Raw genomic sequence first — 22,202 nt, 5'->3', positions numbered from 1 at the left:
CTGGCGCAATATTGACTCCTCCCCTCCAACAACAAAAGTACTTTCATCAGCCAGAGAACAACTGCAAGGTAACACACTGATTATTAAAGCAGCTAGTTGTTTTAAATTTCTTATATCTAAATTTTACTCATTTTTAATTAATAGATTTTATGCCTAAGAAAGGTTTTAATTTGTTTCACTGGATTCAACTTTTCATTCTCTTCATTAGTTGTTCTAACCTGCGAAATACAGTTAGTAATATTTGCACAAGTAGAAATTTCATTTAGTTTTAGGGGTGATAAACTAACTGTAGACGTATTATTAAAATCTTTTCCAATAAAGATTAAAGCAAGCGCGATTGCGACTATAAACAATGGCACCTCATAAAATGCGTGTTTCATTATCAATGCTCTTATTGCTTGAATGATAAAACGATAATAAACAGTCTATTTTTTTGTACCTTAAAGATGGGTTAAACCAACCTTAAGATATGCTTAAATACGCTTCAAACTTGAACTGTTCATATTGTCTGACGCTCACTGCCTGCTTATACTGGCTAGTAGAGGTGATAATATGAATATCCTATTAGTCGAAGATGATCTTCAATTGGGAAAAGCACTATGTCGTGGGCTGGAGCTTGCAGGTTTTAATCCTTGTTGGGTAAGGCTACTTGCTGATGCAAAGTTACAACTCGCATCTCGCAATTTTGACCTAATGCTCTTAGATTTGGGCTTACCTGATGGCGATGGTCATGACGAGCTCATAGCTTGGCGTAATATGGGCGAAACTATTCCAATAATCATTCTCACGGCAAGAAACCAAATGGATAACTTAGTTTCTAGTTTAGATTCAGGTGCTGATGACTTTTTAACAAAACCATTTGCTATGCCTGAACTTATTTCCCGAGTGAAAGCCGTTAGTCGCCGTATGGCTGGGTTTTCATCTGAAATATGGCAATTGGGTAACCTGCAATTAAATCCACTTAATCATCAAGTAACCCTTAATGAGCAATTGCTACTGCTATCCGGGAAAGAATACCTATTACTCTATGAATTAATAAAAAATGCAGATAATGTTGTCAGAAAAACGGATTTAGAGCAGCGTCTATTTGGATTGGATGATGTAGAAAGTAACTCTTTAGAGGTTCATATTCATAATTTACGCCGAAAGATAGGTAAAGACCGTATAATTACTATCCGTGGCATTGGTTATTTATTAAAAAAAGAAGTGCCACTAAGTGAAAGTTAAATCATTTTTTATTTATACATTCGGGCTACAAATCAGTTCCGTTATTTTTCTTTGGTTATTATTAGTTGGCTGGCTCCAGTTTTTTTATTGGCCATCAATTCATGATGAGTTAAATGCACAACAGAATATCGTCACTCAAGGGTTTGCTAAAACACTTGATGTGGTTGCTGATAAACCTGAATATTTCAATAAAATAGCCGACAACCTACAAGAACTTTATTCTAGCGCAATGGAAAGTGGCGATAATATTAGTTATCGGCCTTTTATGGTTGTCAGAGATAAACAAGGGAATGTCTATTACCGGAACAGCGACAAATTACATGTTCCCTCCCTTAAATCCGTTTCTGAGCTCGCTGCATTACATAAAGACTGGCACTTTACTTCTGCATGGAATGATCAAAAAACCTTTGAGGTTGTCATTGCTGAATCTTATAGTGATCGTAAATCCTTATTAGGTAATCCAGCCGAAGGAACAGCCATTCCCCTCGCTTTCATTTTAGGTATTATGTTGCTAGCAATTTTAATTACCGCTTATTTTAGTTTGCGGCCTTTAAGACAATCAGCAAAACTCATTTCCAGCCGTCAGCCGGGTAATTTAACTCCTATAGAAACAAAAGAGCAATATAAAGAAATTCGGCCTATTATTGCTGCAATAAATAACCTTATGTCTCGTGTTGATGCTGCGAATCAACGTGAAAAGCGCTTCATGGCAGACGCCGCACATGAATTACGGACGCCGATTGCGGCTGTTATTGCTCAATTGCATTTGTTAATGCAAATTGATAATCCAAAAGAAAAAGGCGAAATTATTAATGATATGCAAGAAACTTTAAATCGTGCGGCCTCTCTATCACATCAATTAATTGACTTAGCTCGTTTAGAAACTGAAAATTTCTTGCTAAATAAAGAACAAGTTGACCTGCCTGCATTAATCAGCCATTTAATATCTTCACACATACCTTACGCCATTAACAAAGATATTGATGTCGAACTCCAAAGCCCAAAATCTTTTTATATCCTCACAGATAAACTCGCATTAAGTAATATTTTTACTAATCTGCTTGAAAATGCGATTAAATATTGCCCTGAAAAAGGGAAAATCAAGGTCATTTTAAAAGACCTTACCCCATTTGGTGGGACTATTTCTGTTCAAGATAACGGCCGTGGAATTCCAGAAGACAGTCGCCAGCTTATATTTTCTCGCTTTTATCGAGTACCTGGAACAATGGAAACCGGAAGCGGTTTAGGTTTATCAATCGCCCAGAATTTAGCCCATAAAATCGGTGCTGTAATTAGAGTTACTGATGGATTAGACAATCAAGGTATTGGTTTTATTATTGACTTACCCTAAATCGAATAATGTTATTGAGTTAACAGCATTCACGCTTTTTTCCAGATAATATACGCCGTTATACGTTAATATACTTACACCTAAAAGAGGCAATAATGTCCAAGGCATTAGTAATTATTGATCTCATTGAAGAGATAATTGGTAAAAATGGCTTATCTAATTCGAGTTACCAGCAAACTTGCTCGCGAAAAATCGTTGAAAAAGCTAATCAAGCGGCACAATATGCAAGAAACCATCATATTCCCGTGATTTGGGTTAAGGTTGGGTTTTCAGACAATTATCACGATGTTCCTGCTGGCTCCCCTATGTTTCAGCAAGCTAAAAAACTTGGAGCCTTAAAATTAAGTGGCACTGGGTGTCATTGGGCTCATGACCTTGAAGTGGCATTTCGTGACCCAGTAATGATTAAAAAAGGGGTTTCTGCATTTGCAGGAAATCATTTCCATAAATGGCTTACCGATAATGATATTACCGAGTTGTTTATTGGCGGAGTTAGTACCGTAAAGGCCATTCAAAGCACTGCTCGACAGGCTCATGATTTAGGGTATTTTGTTACAGTACTTGAGGATTTATGTGCCGCTCCAACGCCAGAACTCCACCAGCAAAGTATTCAGGCATTGGATGGCATGGTAACCATTTCTTCAGTTAAAGAATTTATGCAATTAAAATAACATTTAGATATCTCATGTGATTATTTTAATTTTTGCAAGTATATCTCTCGTAGCCGGATAGCTAGTTTCCCCGGCTTACCTTCCCCAATGAATTGGTTATTCGCCATAATAACTGGCCAAACTAATGTTGTCGCCGAGGTAATAAAGACTTCCTTGGCTTCTAACATTTCATCAATACTAAATGGCTTTTCAACAATGTCTATTTGTTGTTCTCTAGCAAGTTGTAATATCGCTTGGCGAGTAATACCTGACAATATTTCATTATTTAACCCCCGTGTTTGTATTTGGTTTTGTTGATTAATAATAAAACAATTACTGGAACTTCCTTCAGTAATATAGCCGTTTTTAACAAATATAGCGTCGTCTGCACCTTGCTGTTTAGCGTATTCTTTTGCCATCGAAGCTGCTAATAAAGCAACTGTTTTAATATCACAACGCTGCCAACGAATATCATCTACAGTGACAACTTTTATTCCATATTTTGATTTTTCATTTTCAACAATCTGTGTCTTTTGTGCAAATAAGACTAATGTTGGCTTCGTCTGTTTATCCGGATATAAAAAACTACGTTGGTGTGCATTACCACGGGTCAACTGAAGATATACAAGCCCTTCTTCGATATTATTTTTCTGAACTAATTGAAGATGAATTTGTTTTAATTCTGCTAAATCATAAGGTAGTGATAGCTGTAATTCAGCACAAGAACGCTGTAAACGAGCCATATGACGATCAAAGTCAACGAGCTTACCGTTAATTATTGCTGTCACTTCATATACTGCATCCGCAAATAGAAACCCACGGTCAAAAACAGATACTGATGCGTCTTCTTCAGGTAAAAACTGGCCGTTCACATAAGCAATCATGAGTTATATTCCTTTATCAATCAAATCATTACCTAACCTCTGATTAACCATACACCATATTATAAAAATTACCTTTCAATTCTTCACACTTTTTGTGCCCATTTATGGATTTTTGCATGTCTTGTGGTAAAAACTTGCAGTCAAAAACAAGTGCCAGACATTCATTTAAAAAATAATTTAATATTTAAAATTATTTTTAATATTAACTTGACATTAACATGTTAATGGCTAAAATGCTCTCACGTGATCTGGATCACATTTTAACTTGGAGTTATCGATGAACAGCATCAAAGAATTTATCAGCAGTGTGCAAGAAGTTGTTGAATTACTGTCTAAACGTTTTATGTAAGCGAGTTAATCATTTTTTAGTCAATCAGACCTTTTAGTTACCTAATCATTAGCGTTAATTGCATTTATTTTGCACAACGACCTTGAAATCAAGGTCGTTTTTTTTATTTTATTCGAAAACATTTTCAATAATTTCTGCGACTATCGCTGTTCCTATCGCAACCAAGACAAGATCTTGGCCACTGATTTTCCATTCATACCCAACATAAACGGGTAATTGAGCTAAAAAAGCTGAAGGTAACGCTTTTTTGGCAATACCTGGAGGAAGCGGTTTACCCCGACCAACTTGCTTTGCAATGCCTGGCGGCAACCCTTGATAACCCGTCAAACCATATTCAATGGCCAAAGGCCTTACATTACCAAAACTCACATTAAAACTAATATTAGAACCTCGTTTCTTATCGTAAGATTCGCTTGCTTTGGCATACTTTAGCTGTTGATTACCATCCCCTTTATTCGATTTATCTTTATTCTGATTTCCTTTGTTTCCATGAATTTGTTGATTTCCTTTACCATTCCCTTGGCCTTGATTGCCATTAGGGGATGAATTAGCGAGAAATGGAGCGCAGGCAATAACGGGTAATAAGATATACTGCAAAAGAACAGAACGATTCGGCTTTTTAAGTATGCTCATAATAAATTCCTGCAAAGTTAATATAACATTAGGAAGTTTGTAGAACATTATGCTTAGTTATGAAGACTCGCAATCAGAAAATCCTTATCACATGTAATGTTATGTAAATGTTACATAACTAATCAAATTAACGAACCCGCTCCTTTATAATGACTTTATTGTCATTAATATTGCATTCATATACTGCACAATACTTAGAACTAACAATAAGAATTAAGACGGAGTTTAATATTGTTCGCCATGAATTTTCATTGTGAATATGATAAGGTCTTTAAACTATCGAATATTTTTATAAACCATTGTTCCTAACACCCTCAAGAAGGAGAAACCATGCAGCAGCAACTGCTAGACTGGGTACGTCAGTTCAACCAAGATTACGCTAACCTCGCCTCTTTACTTATGGTGCTCGGTTTAATTCTAATCGTCGCCTGCGTATTACACTTAATTCTGCATAAAATATTACTTCCTCAACTCGAAAAGCGCGGGCAAAAAAGTGCAGGAACTTGGATTCATTTAATAACTCAACATAATCTTTTTAATCGCTTTGCATTTGTTATACAAGGTGTTGTTGTCAATATCCAAGCTACGCTATGGTTACATTCAGGCTCGACTGCACAAGCCGTTCTAAAGGTCGGCTCACAGGCTTGGTGCCTATTATTTGGCTTACTAACCCTTTACTCCGTTCTTGATATTATACTTGGTGTACTCCAACGTGCTGCCAAAACCGCGCATTTACCTCTTAGAGGAATATTTCAAAGTCTTAAACTGATTGCCACAATTCTAATTGGCATCATGATTATTGCGCTATTAATAGGCAAATCGCCTCTGATTATTCTCAGCGGTCTTGGTGCAATGACCGCTGTTATGATGCTAGTGTTCAAAGACCCTATTATGGGGTTAGTTGCTGGGATACAACTTTCAGCCAACAACATGGTTAACATTGGCGATTGGTTAGAAATGCCTAAATACGGTGCTGATGGCGCTGTGGTTGATATTGGTTTAACTACGGTAAAAGTCCGTAATTGGGACAACACAGTAACCACTATTCCTACCTATGCACTTATTTCTGATTCATTCAAAAACTGGAAAGGAATGACAGAGTCTGGTGGGCGCCGAATTAAGCGTAGTGTCCGCTTAGATGCTAGCAGTGTGCATTTTTTAACATCTGAAGAAATAGCGTACTGTATTAAAGCAAATTTACTTGAGCCCTATATCGAGCAAAAAATATCTGAGATTCAAGTCTTTAATTCTAGCCTACCTGATGATAAAGCAATCCCTTTAAATCAACGTCGTCTGACAAATATAGGGACTTTCCGGGCTTACATTGAAGCTTATTTAAAATCACACCCTAATATTCACAAAAATATGACGATTATGGTCAGACAGCTAGAATCTGACTCAAATGGTATCCCAATCGAAATATATGCGTTTACGAATACAACCGTATGGGTGGAGTATGAAAGAATACAGTCAGACATTTTTGACCATATCTTTTCCATCCTTCCGCAATTTAATCTGATGGTACATCAATCACCTACCGGAAATGATGTTAGGATGATAGGCTATTCCCCAGAAAAATAATTAATACTAAGTGATTAGTTAAATTTTCTTATCCATCTACACCTAAAGTAGTATTTCAAAGAGGGAGATATCCCTCTTTTTCCTTACTTTGACTCAATCGTTATATAATAATTAATACTTCGATAGTTAATAGAAATAGAACTAATCTATGTTATAGCAAACAAAAAATCCTTATAAATTAAATAAATACATTTATCTTATCAGGGATAACATTGATGTAAATCATGTAACTCAACAGAAACTTTTTTTAACATATAAAACAAGAAAGTAATGTTGTTATTTACATATAGGCAATGTCAATGCATAAAAATAAAATAAATACTCAATTTGGAGAACTGAGCAGGAGGGAGTTTATACAAACCTCTGCAACCGTTGCGGGTGTCGCTGCTGTTGCTGGCTCAATCACTCTTCCTTTTGCTGCTCAAGCAAAAACACCAGCGATCATGCCTGACGAAGTCAGCGAAAAAATCAGCTATAGCGCATGCTTAGTAAACTGTGGTAGCCGCTGTCCATTAAAAGTTCATGTGAAAGACGGTGTTATCAGCCGCATTTCCAATGAAACAATGTATGACGACTCAACGTTAGGTGAACACCAAATCCGCCCATGTTTGCGTGGCCGTTCAGTGCGCTGGAAAACCTATAACCCAGACCGTTTAAAATACCCAATGGTACGAGTTGGTAAACGCGGTGAAGGTAAATTTAAAAAGATCTCATGGGATGAGGCAACAACCATTATCGCCGAAAAACTGCAGTATACTATTGATAAATATGGAAGTGATGCCATTTACTATCAATATGGCTCGGGCTCAACAGGCGCAAACTTACACGGCCGTGCTGCTTGTAAACGTTTATTAAGCTTAACCGGTGGTTTCTTGGGTGATTATGGCACATATTCATATGCGCAATTAATGGAAATCACGCCTTACGTATATGGCAGTATTGAAGAATCCTATTTATCTGAAATCCAAAATTCAGATTTAGTCGTCATGTTTGGTCACAACCTTGCTGAAACGCGTATGTCTGGGGGCGGTCAATTTTACGAAACCCTCAATGCGTTAGATAAAAGCAAAGCAAAAGTTATTATTATTGACCCGCGTCGCACTGATAGCGTAACAACGCTTGGCGCAGAATGGATACCTATTTACCCAGGTACTGACGCCGCATTAGTTGCTGCTCTCGGTTATGTCATGATCGAAGAAGGCCTGACTGACGAAGAATTCCTAAACAACTATTGTGTTGGTTGGGATGAGTCTACATTACCTGCTTCTGCACCGCGCAATGCATCATATAAAGATTATATTTTAGGTAATGGCCCCGATGGCATCGCAAAAACCCCTGAGTGGGCGAGCAAATTAACGGGTATCTCAGTCGCACGTATTAAACAACTTGCACGTGAAATCGGTAATGCAAATAGAGCATGGATCTCACAAGGCTGGGGCTTACAGCGCACAGAAAATGGCGAGCAAGCTTGTCGTTCTATTATGATGTTACCGTTGATGTCTGGGAACATTGGTCGTGCAGGAACTAACACTGGGCTGTGGGGTAACAGCTATGCTTATCCTGTTGCAGGTTTTGCTTTACCTAACCCAGTAAAAGCCTTGATTCCGACTTATATGTGGTCAGAAGCAATTGTTCGCGGGAAAGAATTGACCGCAGAGAATGGTGGCATTAAAGGTGTCGATAAACTAAACAACGACATCAAGTTTATGTGGTGCTACTCCAGTAATGTCATTGGTAACCAACATGGCGATTTAAATAAAACCCATGAAATACTTGCAGATGAATCCAAATGTGAATTCATTCTAGTATGGGATAACCATGATACCCCATCCGCAAAATATGCAGACTTATTGTTACCGGATGTCACAACTGTAGAAACCAACGATTTAATCAATAACTCCTATGCAAGTGGTGCGTATCATTATTTAGTTCGCCTACAAAATGCCATTGAGCCACTGTGGGAAAACCGCCCTAATTACGATGTGTTAGCAGAAATTGCTGAAAAAATGGGTGTAAAAGAACAATTCACCGAAGGCCGTACCTACGCTGAATGGATTGAGTTCTGTTATAACAAAACACGTGAAAAAATGCCTCATTTACCTGAATTCAGCGAAACCGACGGTGCGGGTATTATCGACCGTAAGTTCCTGAACAGTTCAGAAAATATTGCATTGAAGAAATTCCGTGATGACCCAATCAATAACCCATTGAAAACGCCGTCAGGTAAAGTGGAAATCTATTCAGAACAACTCGCTGAACGTGTTAAAAATTGGGAATTACCAGAAGGCCAACGTATTCCTGCCATTCCTGAGTATTGCGTCAATAAAGAAGGTGTTGAAGCCCAAGCAAGCCAACAAAAGCATCCGCTATTAATGACGGGCTTTCATGATAAAGGCCATGTGCATTCATCATATTACAATGTTGCTATGCTACGTGAAGCCATTCCACATCAGTTTTGGCTCAACCCAGTCGATGCCCAGCAACGCGGCTTGAATAATGGTGATATGGCTGAAATATTTAATGACCGTGGTCGTATTCAAATTAAAGTGAAAGTGACAGAGCGTGTATTACCCGGTGTTATCGCCGTTCCACAAGGTGCATGGCGTACTCTTAATAATGATGGGCTAGATGTCGGTGGTTGTATCAATACACTGACTTCGCATGTTCCTTCGCCATTGGCTAAAGGCACCCCACAACATACTAACCTTGTTGAAGTTAAACGCGCTTAAGGAGTTGAATGATGAAACAATATGGCTTTTACTTTGACTCCACAAAATGCACTGGCTGTAAAACGTGTCAAGTCAGTTGTAAGGATGAAAAAGATTTAGATTTAGGCCCAAAATTCCGTCGTGTCTACGAGTTCGGTGGCGGTAGTTGGCAAAAACAAGATGGTATTTGGCAGCAAAATGTCTTTAGTTACTATCTTTCTATTTCATGTAACCATTGTTCAAACCCGACATGTGTCGCGGGTTGCCCAACCGGTGCAATGCATAAACGAGAAGAAGATGGTTTAGTCGTGGTTGACCAATCTATTTGTGTTGGTTGCCGTTATTGTGAGTTGCGCTGCCCGTATGGAGCCCCACAATTTGATGAGAAGAAGAAACTAATGAGTAAATGCGACGGCTGCTATGAGCGCGTCGCAAAAGGGATGAAACCTGTTTGTGTTGAATCTTGCCCGCAGCGTGCTTTAGATTTTGATGACATTAATGTTCTTCGTGAGTTACACGGCACAGAGTGTGGCATTGCTCCAATGCCAGACCCAAGCCTGACGAACCCGAATATTGTCATCAAACCACATAAAGATGCGAAGCCATTTGGCGATAAAAGTGGTGAATTAAAAAACCCTGCGGAGGTGTAAGATGCATGAATTACCACTCGTTTTTTTCACCGTCTTAGGACAGTCAGCCGCTGGGCTTTTCTTACTCGCTTATATTAGCCGTAGAATGGGTTCTATTGACGATAATCAGCTAAAAACTGCCAATATCGTTGCCTTTATCATTATGATAATTGGTTTAGGTATCGGTGGGTTACACGTTGGCCAGCCACTACGCTTCTTTAATATGTTACTGGGGGTAGGCCGTTCACCAATGAGTAATGAAGCGTTCTTAAGTGGCGTATTTGTTGGATGCGCTGCTGCAACGTTATTTTTTACTTTGTTTTTCAAACATACGTTATTACGTGAGCTGGCTAATATTGCCGCGGTAGTTTCTGGACTTGCATTTGTTTGGTCAATACCTCAAGTGTACAACATCGCCACTATTGCTAACTGGGACACCGGTTATACCACACTGCAAATGTGGATGACGATGTTAGTCGGTGGCGGTGCGCTCGCCATTGCAATCGGTGCTCGTGGCTTAGGTATTGCTTCGTTCTTAATTGGTACTTTTGCTATTTTTGCAAGCCGTGCGGGTTATCAAGCCTTTTTAGCAGAAACAGGTCCCGCTCTTAGCGGTGAACAAACAGGCTTCTGGGGCTTCCAAGTTGTTGTTTTAGCTATTGCTTTAGCTGCTTTCGTTGGTATGGCGTTAAAGCACCGCGCACCAAAAGCGACATTAGCAACTTGTGCCGCCGCAGTATTATTAGCTGAACTGGCTGGCCGCATTGCATTCTATAATTTGTGGCAAATAACCATGTAAGGCATTGTTATTACTATGTTATAGTGTTTCATAAAAGAACCCCATTTGGGGTTCTTTGTTTAGATATCTTCAACACCACCTGCATTGATACAGTAGCAGGAAATTAAATAATGATGTCATGCTTTAGCGCGAAATAAGACGGATAAAATAATATGATTGACACGACAATGATCCGCATCCTTGGTGCGTTTTTCTACTACCCTCCGCAATCGGACACTTTACGTAACGTTTACTCTGTCTTGGGTGAACTACCACAGTTATGTACATGGGATAACCCAGAGAAAATTCAGGCTATTTGTACTTCGTTGTCACAAACACAACCTGATGATATCTCTTATGATTATTCCATCTTATTCGAAGGACAAGGCAGTATGCCTGCTCCGCCTTGGGGTTCTGTGTACTTAGAGCATGATAATACTGTTATGGGTGAGTCAACTGCGGCTTATCGCGACTTTTTGCAAGCGAAAGGTTTAGTCACTGATACTGGAATCCGTGAACCTGAAGACCAATTTGGCTTAATGATGATGGCAGTTTCTGCGTTAGCAGAGCAAGAGGACGACAGCGCTGTTATTGCTCTATTTGAGCAACATTTGTTACCTTGGGCGTATCGCTATTTAGAGCTAGTGCAGCAAAGCAAAACAGAGTCCACTTTTTACCCTAGCCTTGCACAGATCACTGAAATTTACCTCAAATCACTACAATTGAAATTAGAATTATCGCCAGTCAGGGCTGAATTATTTCGCTAAATAAAAACTAAACCAAATGAGCTAGTTAAACAAAATATGGGCTCATTTGGTTTTAGTCTAAAAAGAAGAGTTTGGCTCTTGTAAAAATGCAATTTCTTCTTGTGTTGATGGCCGACCTAAAATTTCATTACGGTGAGGATAACGGCCAAATTTATCAATAATCGCTTTATGTCTCATTTCAAAATCTAATGTACCGTCATCACCCAGCATGCGAAATAGCTCAACCGCCTGTAAATGTATAAAACTGGATTCAGAGTGCATAAATGGCATTAAAACAAACTTGCGCTGTGACAGCGTCAGAAGGTTATAATCATGTTGCTTAATCGCCTCTTGCGCTAATGCTAAAGCCATCCCATCTTGAGCAAAAGACCGTGGTGTATCACGCCATAAGTTACGTGAAAACTGGTCTAGAACAATAATTTCCGCTAAACGTCCACGAATAGATGCCCGCCAATAAGCTAATTCTCCCTTAGCTGCGCGTTCACAGATATGAGCAAACCGTTGTGCTATCGTCAAATCAAACTTAGCGCTTTTTTCAAACCATTGTTTTGGTGTCGATTCCTCAAACCAAAATGAAAGCACTTCTTCCATGGCATTCATGATTTATTCCTATCTATTTTCTTATTAGAGGTTGTCATAATCCTAGTTAAAAATAGCCTTAATTGACAGGCTTGAGCTCTAATATCGGCTGTTTGTAGATAATTATTTTGTTTTTTTGCGATCTGACACCAAAAAAACATGCAATATTGATAGTGTAATTTTAACAATATACTACTTTATTTATTATCAAATCATTTATTTTCTACTTATGATAATTCCCAACTTTTTAATTTATAACGATTTGCTTTTTAGTGTGAATGAAACAATTCATCATGCCTAAATACATACATTTGGTTAACTCAATGTTAGAATTTAACCTATAATGCGTATGTGAATTAGATAGTTACTTGCAGTCATCACTTTCAGCGGTTCATATTGGTTCTTATTAAGGAAGGCAATGTAAATGGCAGGACATATGGTACTCATTGGTTGGGCGTTATGGGTTAGCCCTTGTGGTACGGATTCATGCGATGCATTACCGGTGACTGAAACTATTTTTACACAAGAACAATGCATGAGCCGAAAAAAATACCTAGAATCAAAACGACCGAATCTCTACTTTCTCTGTGGTGAGGTTTACCGCGATAGCAATGAAATGAGCGCTGAAGAAAAACATGCTATTCCTGCGCCTCATCTTCCTCTAAGAACGCTGCCAGAGCGAATTTCCCGTTAGTTTGAGCTAACTCCTTTAGCTCAAACTTAATTGGCATCAAACTAAATAATTTCAGCTATTGGGCTTTCTGCTTCAACAAAATCCCCTTTAGTAGCGCAATACTTCAACGTTCCTGTTCGGTGTGCAACAATTTGCACTTCCATTTTCATGGCTTCCATTACACCAATGACATCCCCTTCAGAAACATTATTTCCTTGAGGGATCAGCCAGTTAAATAATATCCCGGAAATAGGTGCGTTAACCGCATCAGGATTATCAACTAATTGAGGGGCTGAATGGGATGGCGCTGAATTATTGACTGAGAAACCAGAAAAAAGTTGAGTGGGCAAACCTAACTCACAACGCTTCCCATCAATTTCAATAAAAGTACGAGTCATCGCAGGATCCGATAATGGAATTTGCCGTTTTGCTGGTGGAATTTCCACATTGAATTCAGTTTCTATCCAACGCGTATGTACGCTAAAATTATCACAAAAATCAGCTTGTTCTATTACTGCACGATGGAATGGTAATACGGATGCAACGCCTTCAATATTAAATTCTGCCAGTGCTCGACGTGCACGCGAAATGGCTTGGTCACGAGTACTCCCCACGACAATTAATTTGGCCATTAATGAATCAAAGGTACCCGGTATTGTTGTCCCTGCCGTTACGCCACTATCAACACGGACGCCCGGCCCCGTTGGTGCATCAAAAACAGTAATAGTGCCGGGGGTCGGTAAAAAACCATTCCCAGCATCTTCGGCATTAATACGAAATTCAAACGCATGCCCTCGAGGAGTCGGCATCTCATTAATACTTAAAGGTAAACCTTCCGCAATACGTAGCTGCTCAATCACTAAGTCAATCCCTGCGGTTTCCTCTGTGACTGGGTGCTCAACCTGTAAGCGCGTATTCACTTCTAAAAATGACAGCGTTCCATCTTGGCTTAGCAAAAATTCAACGGTTCCTGCTCCCACATAGCCCGCTTTGCGGCAAATATCCGTTGAGGCTTGGACAATTTGCTGTTGTTGGTTCTCCGATAAAAAAGGGGCTGGTGACTCTTCAACCAGTTTTTGATTACGCCGTTGTAGTGAACAATCACGTGTTCCCACCACCAGCACGTTGCCATGCGTATCTGCAATAACTTGGGCTTCAATGTGCCGAGGGTTATGCAAAAATTGTTCAATAAAACATTCACCTCGGCCAAATGCCGCGGTCGCTTCACGCACTGCTGAGTGATAAAGTTCTTCAACTTCATGGAGTTGCCAAGCTACTTTTAGCCCTCGGCCACCGCCACCAAATGCTGCTTTAATGGCAATAGGTAAACCGTGTTGATGAGCAAATTCTAGTACTTCTTGTGCACTATTCACAGGGTCTTTTGTACCAACCACTAGCGGTGCACCGACTTGCATTGCAATATGGCGAGCTTGAACCTTATCCCCTAGTATATCAATGCTGTTTGCGCTAGGCCCAATCCAGATTAACCCTGCGGCTTCAACTGCACGCGCAAATTCAGCGCGTTCAGATAAAAAACCATACCCCGGATGCACCATAGTTGAACCAGACTGCTGAGCGATACTAATCAACTTTTCAATATTTAAATAACTTTCTGCTGGCGAGTTTCCCCCAAGCCCGTAGGCTTCATCAGCCATTTTGACGTGGAGAGCTTCAATGTCACTATCCGCATAAACCGCAACAGACTGGAAACCATAATCACGACATGCACGGATAATACGAACTGCAATTTCGCCTCGATTAGCAATCAATACTTTATGTTTTTTGTTGTTATTCATTTTCATAAGCACAATGGCTCCCTTATAATACTTTAAATTCACCAAGTGGATTAAAACGTATTTTGGCATTCACAGGGATTTGCCCTGCTAAATCCAAATGGTATTCACATACCGCGCCAATGACGGGATAACCGCCAGTTAAAGGGTGGTCATTGAGAAACAAAACGGGCTGGCCATTTGCTGGCACTTGAATAGCCCCAATGCAAGTCCCTTCACTCGGTAGCTCCTGTAGTTGTTCGCGCTCTAACGGTTTTTCACTAGATAAGCGCAGGCCTATTCGGTTTGATGACGCAGTGACTTGCCATAATTGCCTTGTTAGTTGGCCAACGGCTTGTTTTGTAAACCAATCCGTTCGAGGTCCCAATATCACATCCAAAACCACAACATCATTTTCTGCTGGGTAATCAAAAGCAGGTGTCTCATTTAATGAAACGGCTAATGGAGACGAATTAGTACTAACCGTTAATGTTTGACCTACCTTGATTGGGGCTGGGCCAACTTGCGCCAGCGTATCAAACGAGCAACTCGATAAAATAGGTTCAATATTAAAACCACCCCGCACAGCGAAATAACTACGTACACCTTTGTTCGGACGGCTTAATTTAATGGTGTCGCCTTTTGCTAAATGAATCGGTTGATAAGTATTAACTTGATATTGTTGGTGTTCTTTCGTAATAACCTCAATAGAACAAGGCGCACCAGTCACTGCAATAATAAGGTCTTTGTGCACTTGTGCCTTAAACCCACCTTGCGTTATCTCTAAAACGGCCGAGTCTGATTTATTCCCCACAATACGGTTTGCACTACGCAATGCCGATTTATCCATACTGCCAGATTCTGAAATACCTAATGCTGATTGGCCAATACGCCCTAAATCTTGAAATAAAACCTGTAATCCTGTCGCTAAAACGGTTAAATCAGCACTGACATTCTCAGCATTTTTTTCAATACTTACTTTAGTTGGCAAGCTATAGCTAATCTGGCTTTTTGTTGCATCAACAAAGTTTACCCGCATGCCTGCCTGAACGAGTGCGGGTTCTGGTCGATTGATATCCCACATTAATAGCTCAGTCACACCGATTAACTGCCATCCCCCTGGGCTAGCTTGTGGATAAACACTGCTAAACTCCCCGGCTAAGGCAACAGATCCCGCAGGGATACGCACTCTTGGTGATTGACGCCTTGGAACATTCAGATTAGCGCCTTTCGACACCATGTAACCAAACCCCGGAGCAAAACCGCTAAATGCAACCTGAAATTCATTTTCTGTGTGACGACGTATCACTTCTGCAGTGGATATCCCTAAATGCGCTGCAACATCCGAAAGATCCTCTCCATTGTAATGAACAGGTATAGTGACCAATTTACTGGCCTTACCAACTTTTCTCGACACATCCCTAACCGATATCTTTTCAACCAACTCATTTACATCAATCCTGAACGGGTTGTAACGAATTAAAATCGTCCTTGCTGCTGGTGTTATTTCATCAATCCCATAAATGGGCATTTCTGTTAAAGAATCAGTCAATGCCATTGTTTGTTCAAGACTTTCCAACTCCACCATAAAAGCACTTAAATTGACGGGTAAAAATCTCAATTGGCACCTCTATATGTGATATGCGGCATCAGGTACATCCGTAATAAACATGTAACCGGGTGCATGGCTTAATGCGAATGGAACCCCAGATTTCATTACTGCCGCTTGAGGCGTTACACCGCAAGCCCAAAAAACGGGAATTTCGCCCTCTTCAATGCGAACCGCATCACCGAAGTCAGGCTGCATAATGTCATCAATACCTAATTGTTCTGGCGCACCAATATGAACAGGAGTGCCATGTACTGCGGGAAACCGACCAGTGATACTTACTGCATCAGCAACTCGGTGTGCGGGTATTGGTCGCATTGAAACCACTAATTCACCTTGTAAACGCCCTGCTGGACGACATAAGCGATTAGTTTTATACATAGGAACATTGGATTTATCCGTGATATGCCGTACATCAATACCCGCTTCAATCATTGGCGTTTCGAATGTAAAGCTACAACCAATTAAAAAAGTGACTAAATCAGGATGTTGCTGATAAATTTCTGTCGCATCCGTAATTTCATCTACTAGCTGTCCTTTTTCCCACACACGGTAACGTGGAATATCAGTGCGTAAATCGGCGCCTTCAGCTAAAACCGTTTGCCAGCTCCCTGCCTCACATACATCAAGAACAGGGCAGCTCTTTGGGTTACGCTGAGCGTATAATAAGAAGTCAAATGCCCAGTCACGTGGCAATGCAATCATATTGGCTTGGGTCATGCCCGGGGCAAGGCCTGCTGTTGGTTTGTCATATCCCTCACGGATAGCTTGGCGTGCACGGCGAGCGGCTTCAATGGCCTGCAGTGATGCCTTCATTAGCTGTGTCATTCGTGGTCTCCTTTGTGAGCAAAACCATAAATTTCAATACCTTGTTTTTCTAGTACGGCACGCACCTGTTTTGCCATTTCAAGAGCACCAGGGCTATCGCCATGAACACAAATTGACCCCGCATCAACAGGTGTAAATTTTCCATCAATTGACATCACACCGCCTTCCATGACCAGCTGCAACATGCGGTCTGCAACTATCTGTGGGTCATGTAATACTGAACCCGCTAATTTTCGAGATACTAATGTGCCATCACTGTTATAAGCTCTATCAGCAAAAGCTTCTGCGACCACATTTAAGCCACATTCTCTTGCCCACTCAATTAATGGTGACCCTGCTAATGCCACTAATATCAATTGCTTATCAATGGCTAATATCGCATCAATAACGGCCATTGCTTGGCGTTTATCATGAGCAATCGTGTTATACAGTGCACCATGAGGCTTAACATATAAAACTTGTGTCCCTGCTGCGGTTGCTAACCCTTGTAATGCACCAATTTGATAAATCACGTCTGCGGTTAATTCACTCGATGCAATATCCATATTACGTCGACCAAATCCTACTAAGTCGGGATAACCAACATGAGCACCAACAGCAACACCATTTTCCTTCGCCGCGTTAAGGGTTCTTAATATCCCTTCAGGTGAGCCTGCATGAAAACCGCAGGCAATGTTCGCACTACTAACAACGGGAAGAATGGCGGTATCATTGCCCATTTCCCATTGTCCAAAACTCTCCCCAAGGTCGCTATTTAAATCAATTTGCTTTTTCATGGCTACTCCTTGAGTTATTTCAGATAATTAAAGATTGCACCGACAGACATCGCGCCCATATACCAAGTTAGTGCACACGTCACGACACCTGACCATAATAACCAACGTGGATAATGGTAACCCGACATTAAATCTGAGCGCTTCCAGCCGATATAAACAAATAAAGTTAAACCAATAGGTAAAATTAACCCATTGAAACCACCAGCAAAAACTAATAATGCAGCGGGGGCTGTTCCCATGGATAAATAAACAATCAGAGAAACTGCGATGAATATAATAGTTGCAACATTACGCTGCCTTTCTGTAATAGAGGACTTAAATGCCGTTAGGAAGCTCATTGAAGTATACGCCGCACCAATCACACTGGTGAGAGCAGCAGCCCATAGAATTAAACCAAAAATACGTAAACCAAAATTACCAGCGGCAGCCTGAAATGCTTGAGATGCAGGGTTAGCTGCATGCCCAGAAATATCAATAGTCACACCACTGGCTACCACACCTAAGATAGCCAAGAACAAAATGTAACGCATCAACCCGACAACTAAGATACCTTTTGTGGCTGCGCTAGAAACAACTTTAATGTTTTCAATACCTACAGCGCCTTTATCCAATAAGCGATGAGCGCCTGCATAGCAGATATATCCCCCAACAGTGCCCCCAACAATAGTGGTTATCATGGCAAAATCAACTGTGTCAGGTAATACGCTTTGACGCAATGCTTCCCCAACAGGTGGGTTTGATGCGATAGCGACAAATAAAGTTAAGCCAATCATCACTACACCTAATCCAATGATTAACCTATCGATAAAGGTGCTGGCCTTACGAGAGGAAAAAATATAAATTGCCAATAATGCACTAATCAAACCGCCCCATTTCGGGTCTAATCCGACTAACGCATTAAGCCCTAAACCTGCACCAGCTATATTGCCAACATTAAATATTAGCCCGCCAAAAATAACTAATATCGCTAATAAATAGCCACTCCCAGGAATTGTGGCATTCGCAATTTCGGATGAGTGCATTTTAGTCAGGGTAACAACCCGCCATATGTTTTGCTGCACAATGAAGTCAATCACAATAGACGCTAATATCCCGAAGGCAAAAGCGGCTCCTAATGTCACGGTAAAAGTCGCAGTTTGTGTGATAAACCCAGGCCCAATGGCTGAGGTTGCCATTAAAAAAATTGCGCTTATCAGTGATGAACGGCGGCTTTTCACATATTCAGCAGTACTTGGTGCACTTTCTTGAGCTGCCATATGAATACTCCTCTAATAGTTATTGTTTTAATTATTGATGTAGTTGTTGATGTCACAATCACTAAGGCAATTATCGTGCCATTGTTCTACTTGTTAGCCGTATTGTTAATTCATTTTTAATGGATTGTTGAACAATTAGTATTAAATGATGAATAAACAATCAATAAAAATCGTAATTGCTGGTTTAAAAATCAAGACGAGATCACTTTTTTAACAATTTTGGCTGACAAACCATATTGTTTATCGAGCAATTTGCACCAAATTGATGCAATAAATTTAAATTTCACTATTCTTGTGCAATATGGAATGGAATAAGTAAAAGAGAAAGGAAACTTGCTGCTATAACTTGAATATGTGAATATAACGCCTTATCACCCCTGAGACTAAAATTAGCCTTTATTATGAAAAAACAACCTGTTGCACAAACTTTATCTGTCACAATTGCAGAAGTTATACGTCATAAGATAACAGTTGGGGAGATCACACCAGGTCAACGCTTATCTGAAGCAGCATTAAGTGAGGAACTCGATATTTCTCGAAATACATTGCGAGAAGTTTTTCGCGTACTCACACAGGAAGGTTTATTAACTTATGCCCCAAATAAGGGCGTATTTGTCTCAGTGCCTGATATGGCTGCCATTATCGATATTTATCAAGTTCGCCGACTCATTGAATGTGATGCACTAACTCATGCATATGCCTTGCATCCATCAGTTCAAAAAATGAAAGATGCTGTTCAAGAAGCTCGTGAACATGAAAAGACAGAAAATTGGGTGGGTGTAGGAACTGCAAATATGAAATTTCATACTGCCATTGTTGAGCTATCTGACAGCGAACGCTTAATTAAATTATACCGTAATGTATCCGCTGAATTACGGCTGGCCTTTGGTCATCTTAATGACCCTAAAATTTTATATGCTCCCTATATTGATAAAAACCATTCTATTCTTAGATTATTAGACTCTGGCCAAAATTTAGATGCCTCTAATATGTTACGTGATTACTTAGACCTTTCTGAACGCACATTACTCGCTGCATTTAAACGGAAACAATCTGCACTTTGAGTTGCTTTAATATTAATAGTTTTCTTATTTAACTCGCTCATCCCTTACTAATTTCATTACATAAACTTTAGTAGGTGGTCATTTATAGTCATACCTTGATATTTTAATAATTCCTATTCTTCTAATCATGATTAACTCAAATTAAATTTTTTTTTATTAACTTATTAAATTGAATGAGTTATACAGAAAATTATATTCTGCTGACTTTTCAATAAAAAGATTATTTTTAGAGGTTGTTTTTCACTCTATCTAGTTTTATTCGCGAAAAAACAAGTAACAAAAAAGCAATATCATTAACAATTTAAAACAATTGCTTACATTTAACTAAAATGACAACTTCATCTTAAAACCCACTAATGATTAACGAAAATCTATAATATTTAACATATATCGCCATTTTACTATCTAAATTTAACATAATAAACATATTGATATAAATTACATATTGAAATTACTCAAATTTATCGAGTTAATAGTTGTAGTTTTCTCGAATATTCGATATAAAATTTATGATAATAACAACGCATACATAAAAATTATTAATATAAAATGAGATTTCATTATGACATTAAACCAAGTGACTAAAAAGAAACTGTTTAAATTTGGCCTAGGATGGCAAATACTGGTTGCTCTTATTTTAGGTGTTATTGCTGGTGCACTTTTACATGATAATACAGAGTACAAAGATTGGTTGATTCTAAATATTCTTTCCCCGGCAGGTAAAATATTTATTCAGTTAATCAAAATGATTGTTGTTCCTATTGTTATATCGACTCTAATTGTTGGAATAGCCGGGGTTGGTAATACTAAGCAATTAGGTTCTCTCGGCTTTAAAACTATCCTTTATTTCGAAATTATCACTACAATTGCCATTATCGTCGGTATCTCTTTTGCCAATATATTCCAGCCTGGTGTTGGTATCGATATGTCGCAATTAACGCAAGTCGATATTTCTCAATATGAAAAAACCACTCAAGAAGTCGAAAGCCACCCTTCGGGGATCATTAATACGATCTTAACTTTAGTTCCGAGTAATATTTTTGCAGCGATGGCAAGTGGTGATATGCTACCAGTCATCTTTTTTGCTGTATTATTTGGCTTGGGACTCTCTTCTTTACCATCAGAGAAGAAACAACCGTTACTCAATGTATTACAGACTTTCTCTGAAACAATGTTCCGTGTAACAAATATGATTATGATGTATGCCCCAATCGGGGTTTTCGCATTAATATCCGTTACCGTCGCTAACTTCGGCTTTTCATCATTAGTTCCTTTATTAAAACTTGTTATCCTCGTCCATTGTGCAATTATATTTTTTGCTGTAGTTGTACTAGGATTAGTCGCTCGTTATTGTCGAATAAATATTTTCACTTTAATGAAAATATTAAAAGATGAGTTATTGCTCGCTTACTCAACAGCCAGTTCTGAAACCGTACTTCCTCGTATTATGGATAAAATGGAAAAATATGGCGCTCCTAAATCCGTAACAAGCTTTGTTATTCCAATTGGCTATTCATTTAACTTAGATGGCTCTACATTATACCAAAGTATTGCTGCTATTTTTATTGCCCAACTCTATGGTATTGAACTCTCCATTGGGCAAGAACTAATCTTAGTATTTACCCTTATGATCACATCTAAAGGCATTGCGGGTGTCCCTGGAGTTTCATTTGTTGTTCTGCTTGCCACATTAGGAAGTGTCGGTATCCCACTAGAAGGATTGGCATTCATTGCGGGTGTTGACAGAATTCTTGATATGGCACGTACTGCACTTAACGTTGTAGGCAACGCCCTAGCCGCACTTGTTATTGCCAAATGGGAACATAACTATGACGATAAAAAAGCTCGTGAATATGAAGAAAGTTTTTAGTTTATTCTAAAGTAACTCTATATTAGAATAGCCTTCGATTAACATCGTTATTGAAGGCTATTCGATTTTTACATATTTTACGTGATAAATGACCAGCTATTTTATTATTTATTAATTACTCATTAACTTAGTTATTTTTACTTATTAAGTGTAATTTATTTCACATTTTTTTAATTTTTTAAATGGAAATTGGTATTTTATTATTAGTGGAACTACAC

The 22,202-nt window shown here is 39.2% G+C and carries 19 protein-coding genes; 11 read left to right on the top strand and 8 right to left on the bottom strand.

What is annotated here, in order from left to right:
* Positions 1 to 552: 552 nt before the first annotated feature.
* The 3 genes from PSF31_RS15400 to PSF31_RS15390 all read left to right on the top strand — a co-directional run bounded on the left by PSF31_RS15400 (position 553) and on the right by PSF31_RS15390 (position 3,249).
* Entirely contained in the window at positions 553 to 1,227 is a 675-nt protein-coding gene (locus PSF31_RS15400; protein WP_004260024.1) for a response regulator, read from the top strand.
* Entirely contained in the window at positions 1,217 to 2,578 is a 1,362-nt protein-coding gene (locus tag PSF31_RS15395; protein WP_096864890.1) for a sensor histidine kinase, read from the top strand. Before PSF31_RS15400 ends, PSF31_RS15395 begins: the two co-directional genes overlap by 11 nt.
* 95 nt (positions 2,579 to 2,673) lie before the next feature.
* Positions 2,674 to 3,249: a cysteine hydrolase family protein gene (locus PSF31_RS15390; RefSeq protein WP_004260017.1), complete on the top strand. Its 576-nt coding sequence runs from the start codon at positions 2,674 to 2,676 to the stop codon at positions 3,247 to 3,249.
* Between the two features lie 20 nt (positions 3,250 to 3,269).
* Here the strand turns inward: PSF31_RS15390 and PSF31_RS15385 are convergent, their stop codons facing one another.
* Both PSF31_RS15385 and PSF31_RS15380 read right to left on the bottom strand, forming a co-directional pair.
* Positions 3,270 to 4,112 (bottom strand): D-amino-acid transaminase, encoded by an 843-nt coding sequence (locus tag PSF31_RS15385; protein ID WP_004260013.1) that lies wholly within the window; start codon positions 4,110 to 4,112, stop codon positions 3,270 to 3,272.
* A gap of 457 nt (positions 4,113 to 4,569) precedes the next feature.
* Positions 4,570 to 5,094, bottom strand: coding sequence for an anti-virulence regulator CigR family protein (locus tag PSF31_RS15380; RefSeq protein ID WP_164561084.1), 525 nt, complete (start codon positions 5,092 to 5,094; stop codon positions 4,570 to 4,572).
* Between the two features lie 330 nt (positions 5,095 to 5,424).
* On the opposite strand from PSF31_RS15380, the gene PSF31_RS15375 reads away from it, so the two are divergent.
* The 5 genes from PSF31_RS15375 to PSF31_RS15355 all read left to right on the top strand — a co-directional run bounded on the left by PSF31_RS15375 (position 5,425) and on the right by PSF31_RS15355 (position 11,557).
* On the top strand, positions 5,425 to 6,675 hold the full coding sequence (locus PSF31_RS15375) for a mechanosensitive ion channel family protein (RefSeq protein ID WP_094962319.1): 1,251 nt from the start codon (positions 5,425 to 5,427) through the stop codon (positions 6,673 to 6,675).
* A gap of 299 nt (positions 6,676 to 6,974) precedes the next feature.
* The gene (locus tag PSF31_RS15370; protein WP_094962318.1) at positions 6,975 to 9,404 is read left to right on the top strand and encodes a DMSO/selenate family reductase complex A subunit; all 2,430 of its coding nucleotides are present in this window, start codon (positions 6,975 to 6,977) and stop codon (positions 9,402 to 9,404) included.
* A gap of 11 nt (positions 9,405 to 9,415) precedes the next feature.
* A complete protein-coding gene (locus PSF31_RS15365; RefSeq protein ID WP_036958092.1) occupies positions 9,416 to 10,033 on the top strand; it encodes a DMSO/selenate family reductase complex B subunit in 618 nt (205 codons plus the stop codon).
* Position 10,034: 1 nt separating this feature from the next.
* Positions 10,035 to 10,811 carry a dimethyl sulfoxide reductase anchor subunit family protein gene (locus PSF31_RS15360; RefSeq protein WP_004259991.1) on the top strand — a complete coding sequence of 259 codons (777 nt, stop codon included), beginning with the start codon at positions 10,035 to 10,037 and terminating at the stop codon, positions 10,809 to 10,811.
* Positions 10,812 to 10,963: 152 nt separating this feature from the next.
* Positions 10,964 to 11,557: a TorD/DmsD family molecular chaperone gene (locus PSF31_RS15355; protein ID WP_004259987.1), complete on the top strand. Its 594-nt coding sequence runs from the start codon at positions 10,964 to 10,966 to the stop codon at positions 11,555 to 11,557.
* A 57-nt stretch (positions 11,558 to 11,614) separates the two neighbouring features.
* Here PSF31_RS15355 and PSF31_RS15350 read toward each other — a convergent pair whose 3' ends face one another.
* Positions 11,615 to 12,157 (bottom strand): DUF924 family protein, encoded by a 543-nt coding sequence (locus PSF31_RS15350; protein ID WP_004259983.1) that lies wholly within the window; start codon positions 12,155 to 12,157, stop codon positions 11,615 to 11,617.
* Between the two features lie 403 nt (positions 12,158 to 12,560).
* On the opposite strand from PSF31_RS15350, the gene PSF31_RS15345 reads away from it, so the two are divergent.
* Positions 12,561 to 12,830 carry a hypothetical protein gene (locus tag PSF31_RS15345; protein ID WP_096864888.1) on the top strand — a complete coding sequence of 90 codons (270 nt, stop codon included), beginning with the start codon at positions 12,561 to 12,563 and terminating at the stop codon, positions 12,828 to 12,830.
* A gap of 41 nt (positions 12,831 to 12,871) precedes the next feature.
* Here PSF31_RS15345 and PSF31_RS15340 read toward each other — a convergent pair whose 3' ends face one another.
* From PSF31_RS15340 to PSF31_RS15320, 5 genes are read right to left on the bottom strand one after another with little or no spacing between them, the layout of a single operon-like run.
* Positions 12,872 to 14,611 carry an acetyl/propionyl/methylcrotonyl-CoA carboxylase subunit alpha gene (locus tag PSF31_RS15340; RefSeq protein WP_176489324.1) on the bottom strand — a complete coding sequence of 580 codons (1,740 nt, stop codon included), beginning with the start codon at positions 14,609 to 14,611 and terminating at the stop codon, positions 12,872 to 12,874.
* Between the two features lie 16 nt (positions 14,612 to 14,627).
* Complete coding sequence (locus tag PSF31_RS15335) at positions 14,628 to 16,202, bottom strand: 5-oxoprolinase/urea amidolyase family protein (RefSeq protein ID WP_096864887.1); 1,575 nt, start codon at positions 16,200 to 16,202, stop codon at positions 14,628 to 14,630.
* A gap of 9 nt (positions 16,203 to 16,211) precedes the next feature.
* Positions 16,212 to 17,018: a putative hydro-lyase gene (locus PSF31_RS15330; RefSeq protein ID WP_096864886.1), complete on the bottom strand. Its 807-nt coding sequence runs from the start codon at positions 17,016 to 17,018 to the stop codon at positions 16,212 to 16,214.
* Positions 17,015 to 17,794 carry a LamB/YcsF family protein gene (locus tag PSF31_RS15325; protein WP_096864885.1) on the bottom strand — a complete coding sequence of 260 codons (780 nt, stop codon included), beginning with the start codon at positions 17,792 to 17,794 and terminating at the stop codon, positions 17,015 to 17,017. Before PSF31_RS15325 ends, PSF31_RS15330 begins: the two co-directional genes overlap by 4 nt.
* 14 nt (positions 17,795 to 17,808) lie before the next feature.
* On the bottom strand, positions 17,809 to 19,050 hold the full coding sequence (locus PSF31_RS15320; RefSeq protein WP_096864884.1) for an NRAMP family divalent metal transporter: 1,242 nt from the start codon (positions 19,048 to 19,050) through the stop codon (positions 17,809 to 17,811).
* A gap of 401 nt (positions 19,051 to 19,451) precedes the next feature.
* On the opposite strand from PSF31_RS15320, the gene PSF31_RS15315 reads away from it, so the two are divergent.
* A complete protein-coding gene (locus PSF31_RS15315; RefSeq protein WP_004259949.1) occupies positions 19,452 to 20,114 on the top strand; it encodes a GntR family transcriptional regulator in 663 nt (220 codons plus the stop codon).
* A gap of 562 nt (positions 20,115 to 20,676) precedes the next feature.
* Positions 20,677 to 21,984 carry a glutamate/aspartate:proton symporter GltP gene (gene gltP, locus PSF31_RS15310; RefSeq protein ID WP_004259943.1) on the top strand — a complete coding sequence of 436 codons (1,308 nt, stop codon included), beginning with the start codon at positions 20,677 to 20,679 and terminating at the stop codon, positions 21,982 to 21,984.
* Positions 21,985 to 22,202: the final 218 nt, after the last annotated feature.

Origin of the sequence: Providencia sp. PROV156 (assembly GCF_028480905.1) — a bacterium.
In the GTDB taxonomy this organism is placed as follows: Bacteria; Pseudomonadota; Gammaproteobacteria; order Enterobacterales; family Enterobacteriaceae; genus Providencia; species Providencia hangzhouensis.
This window is presented reverse-complemented; position numbering and strand designations above follow the sequence as displayed.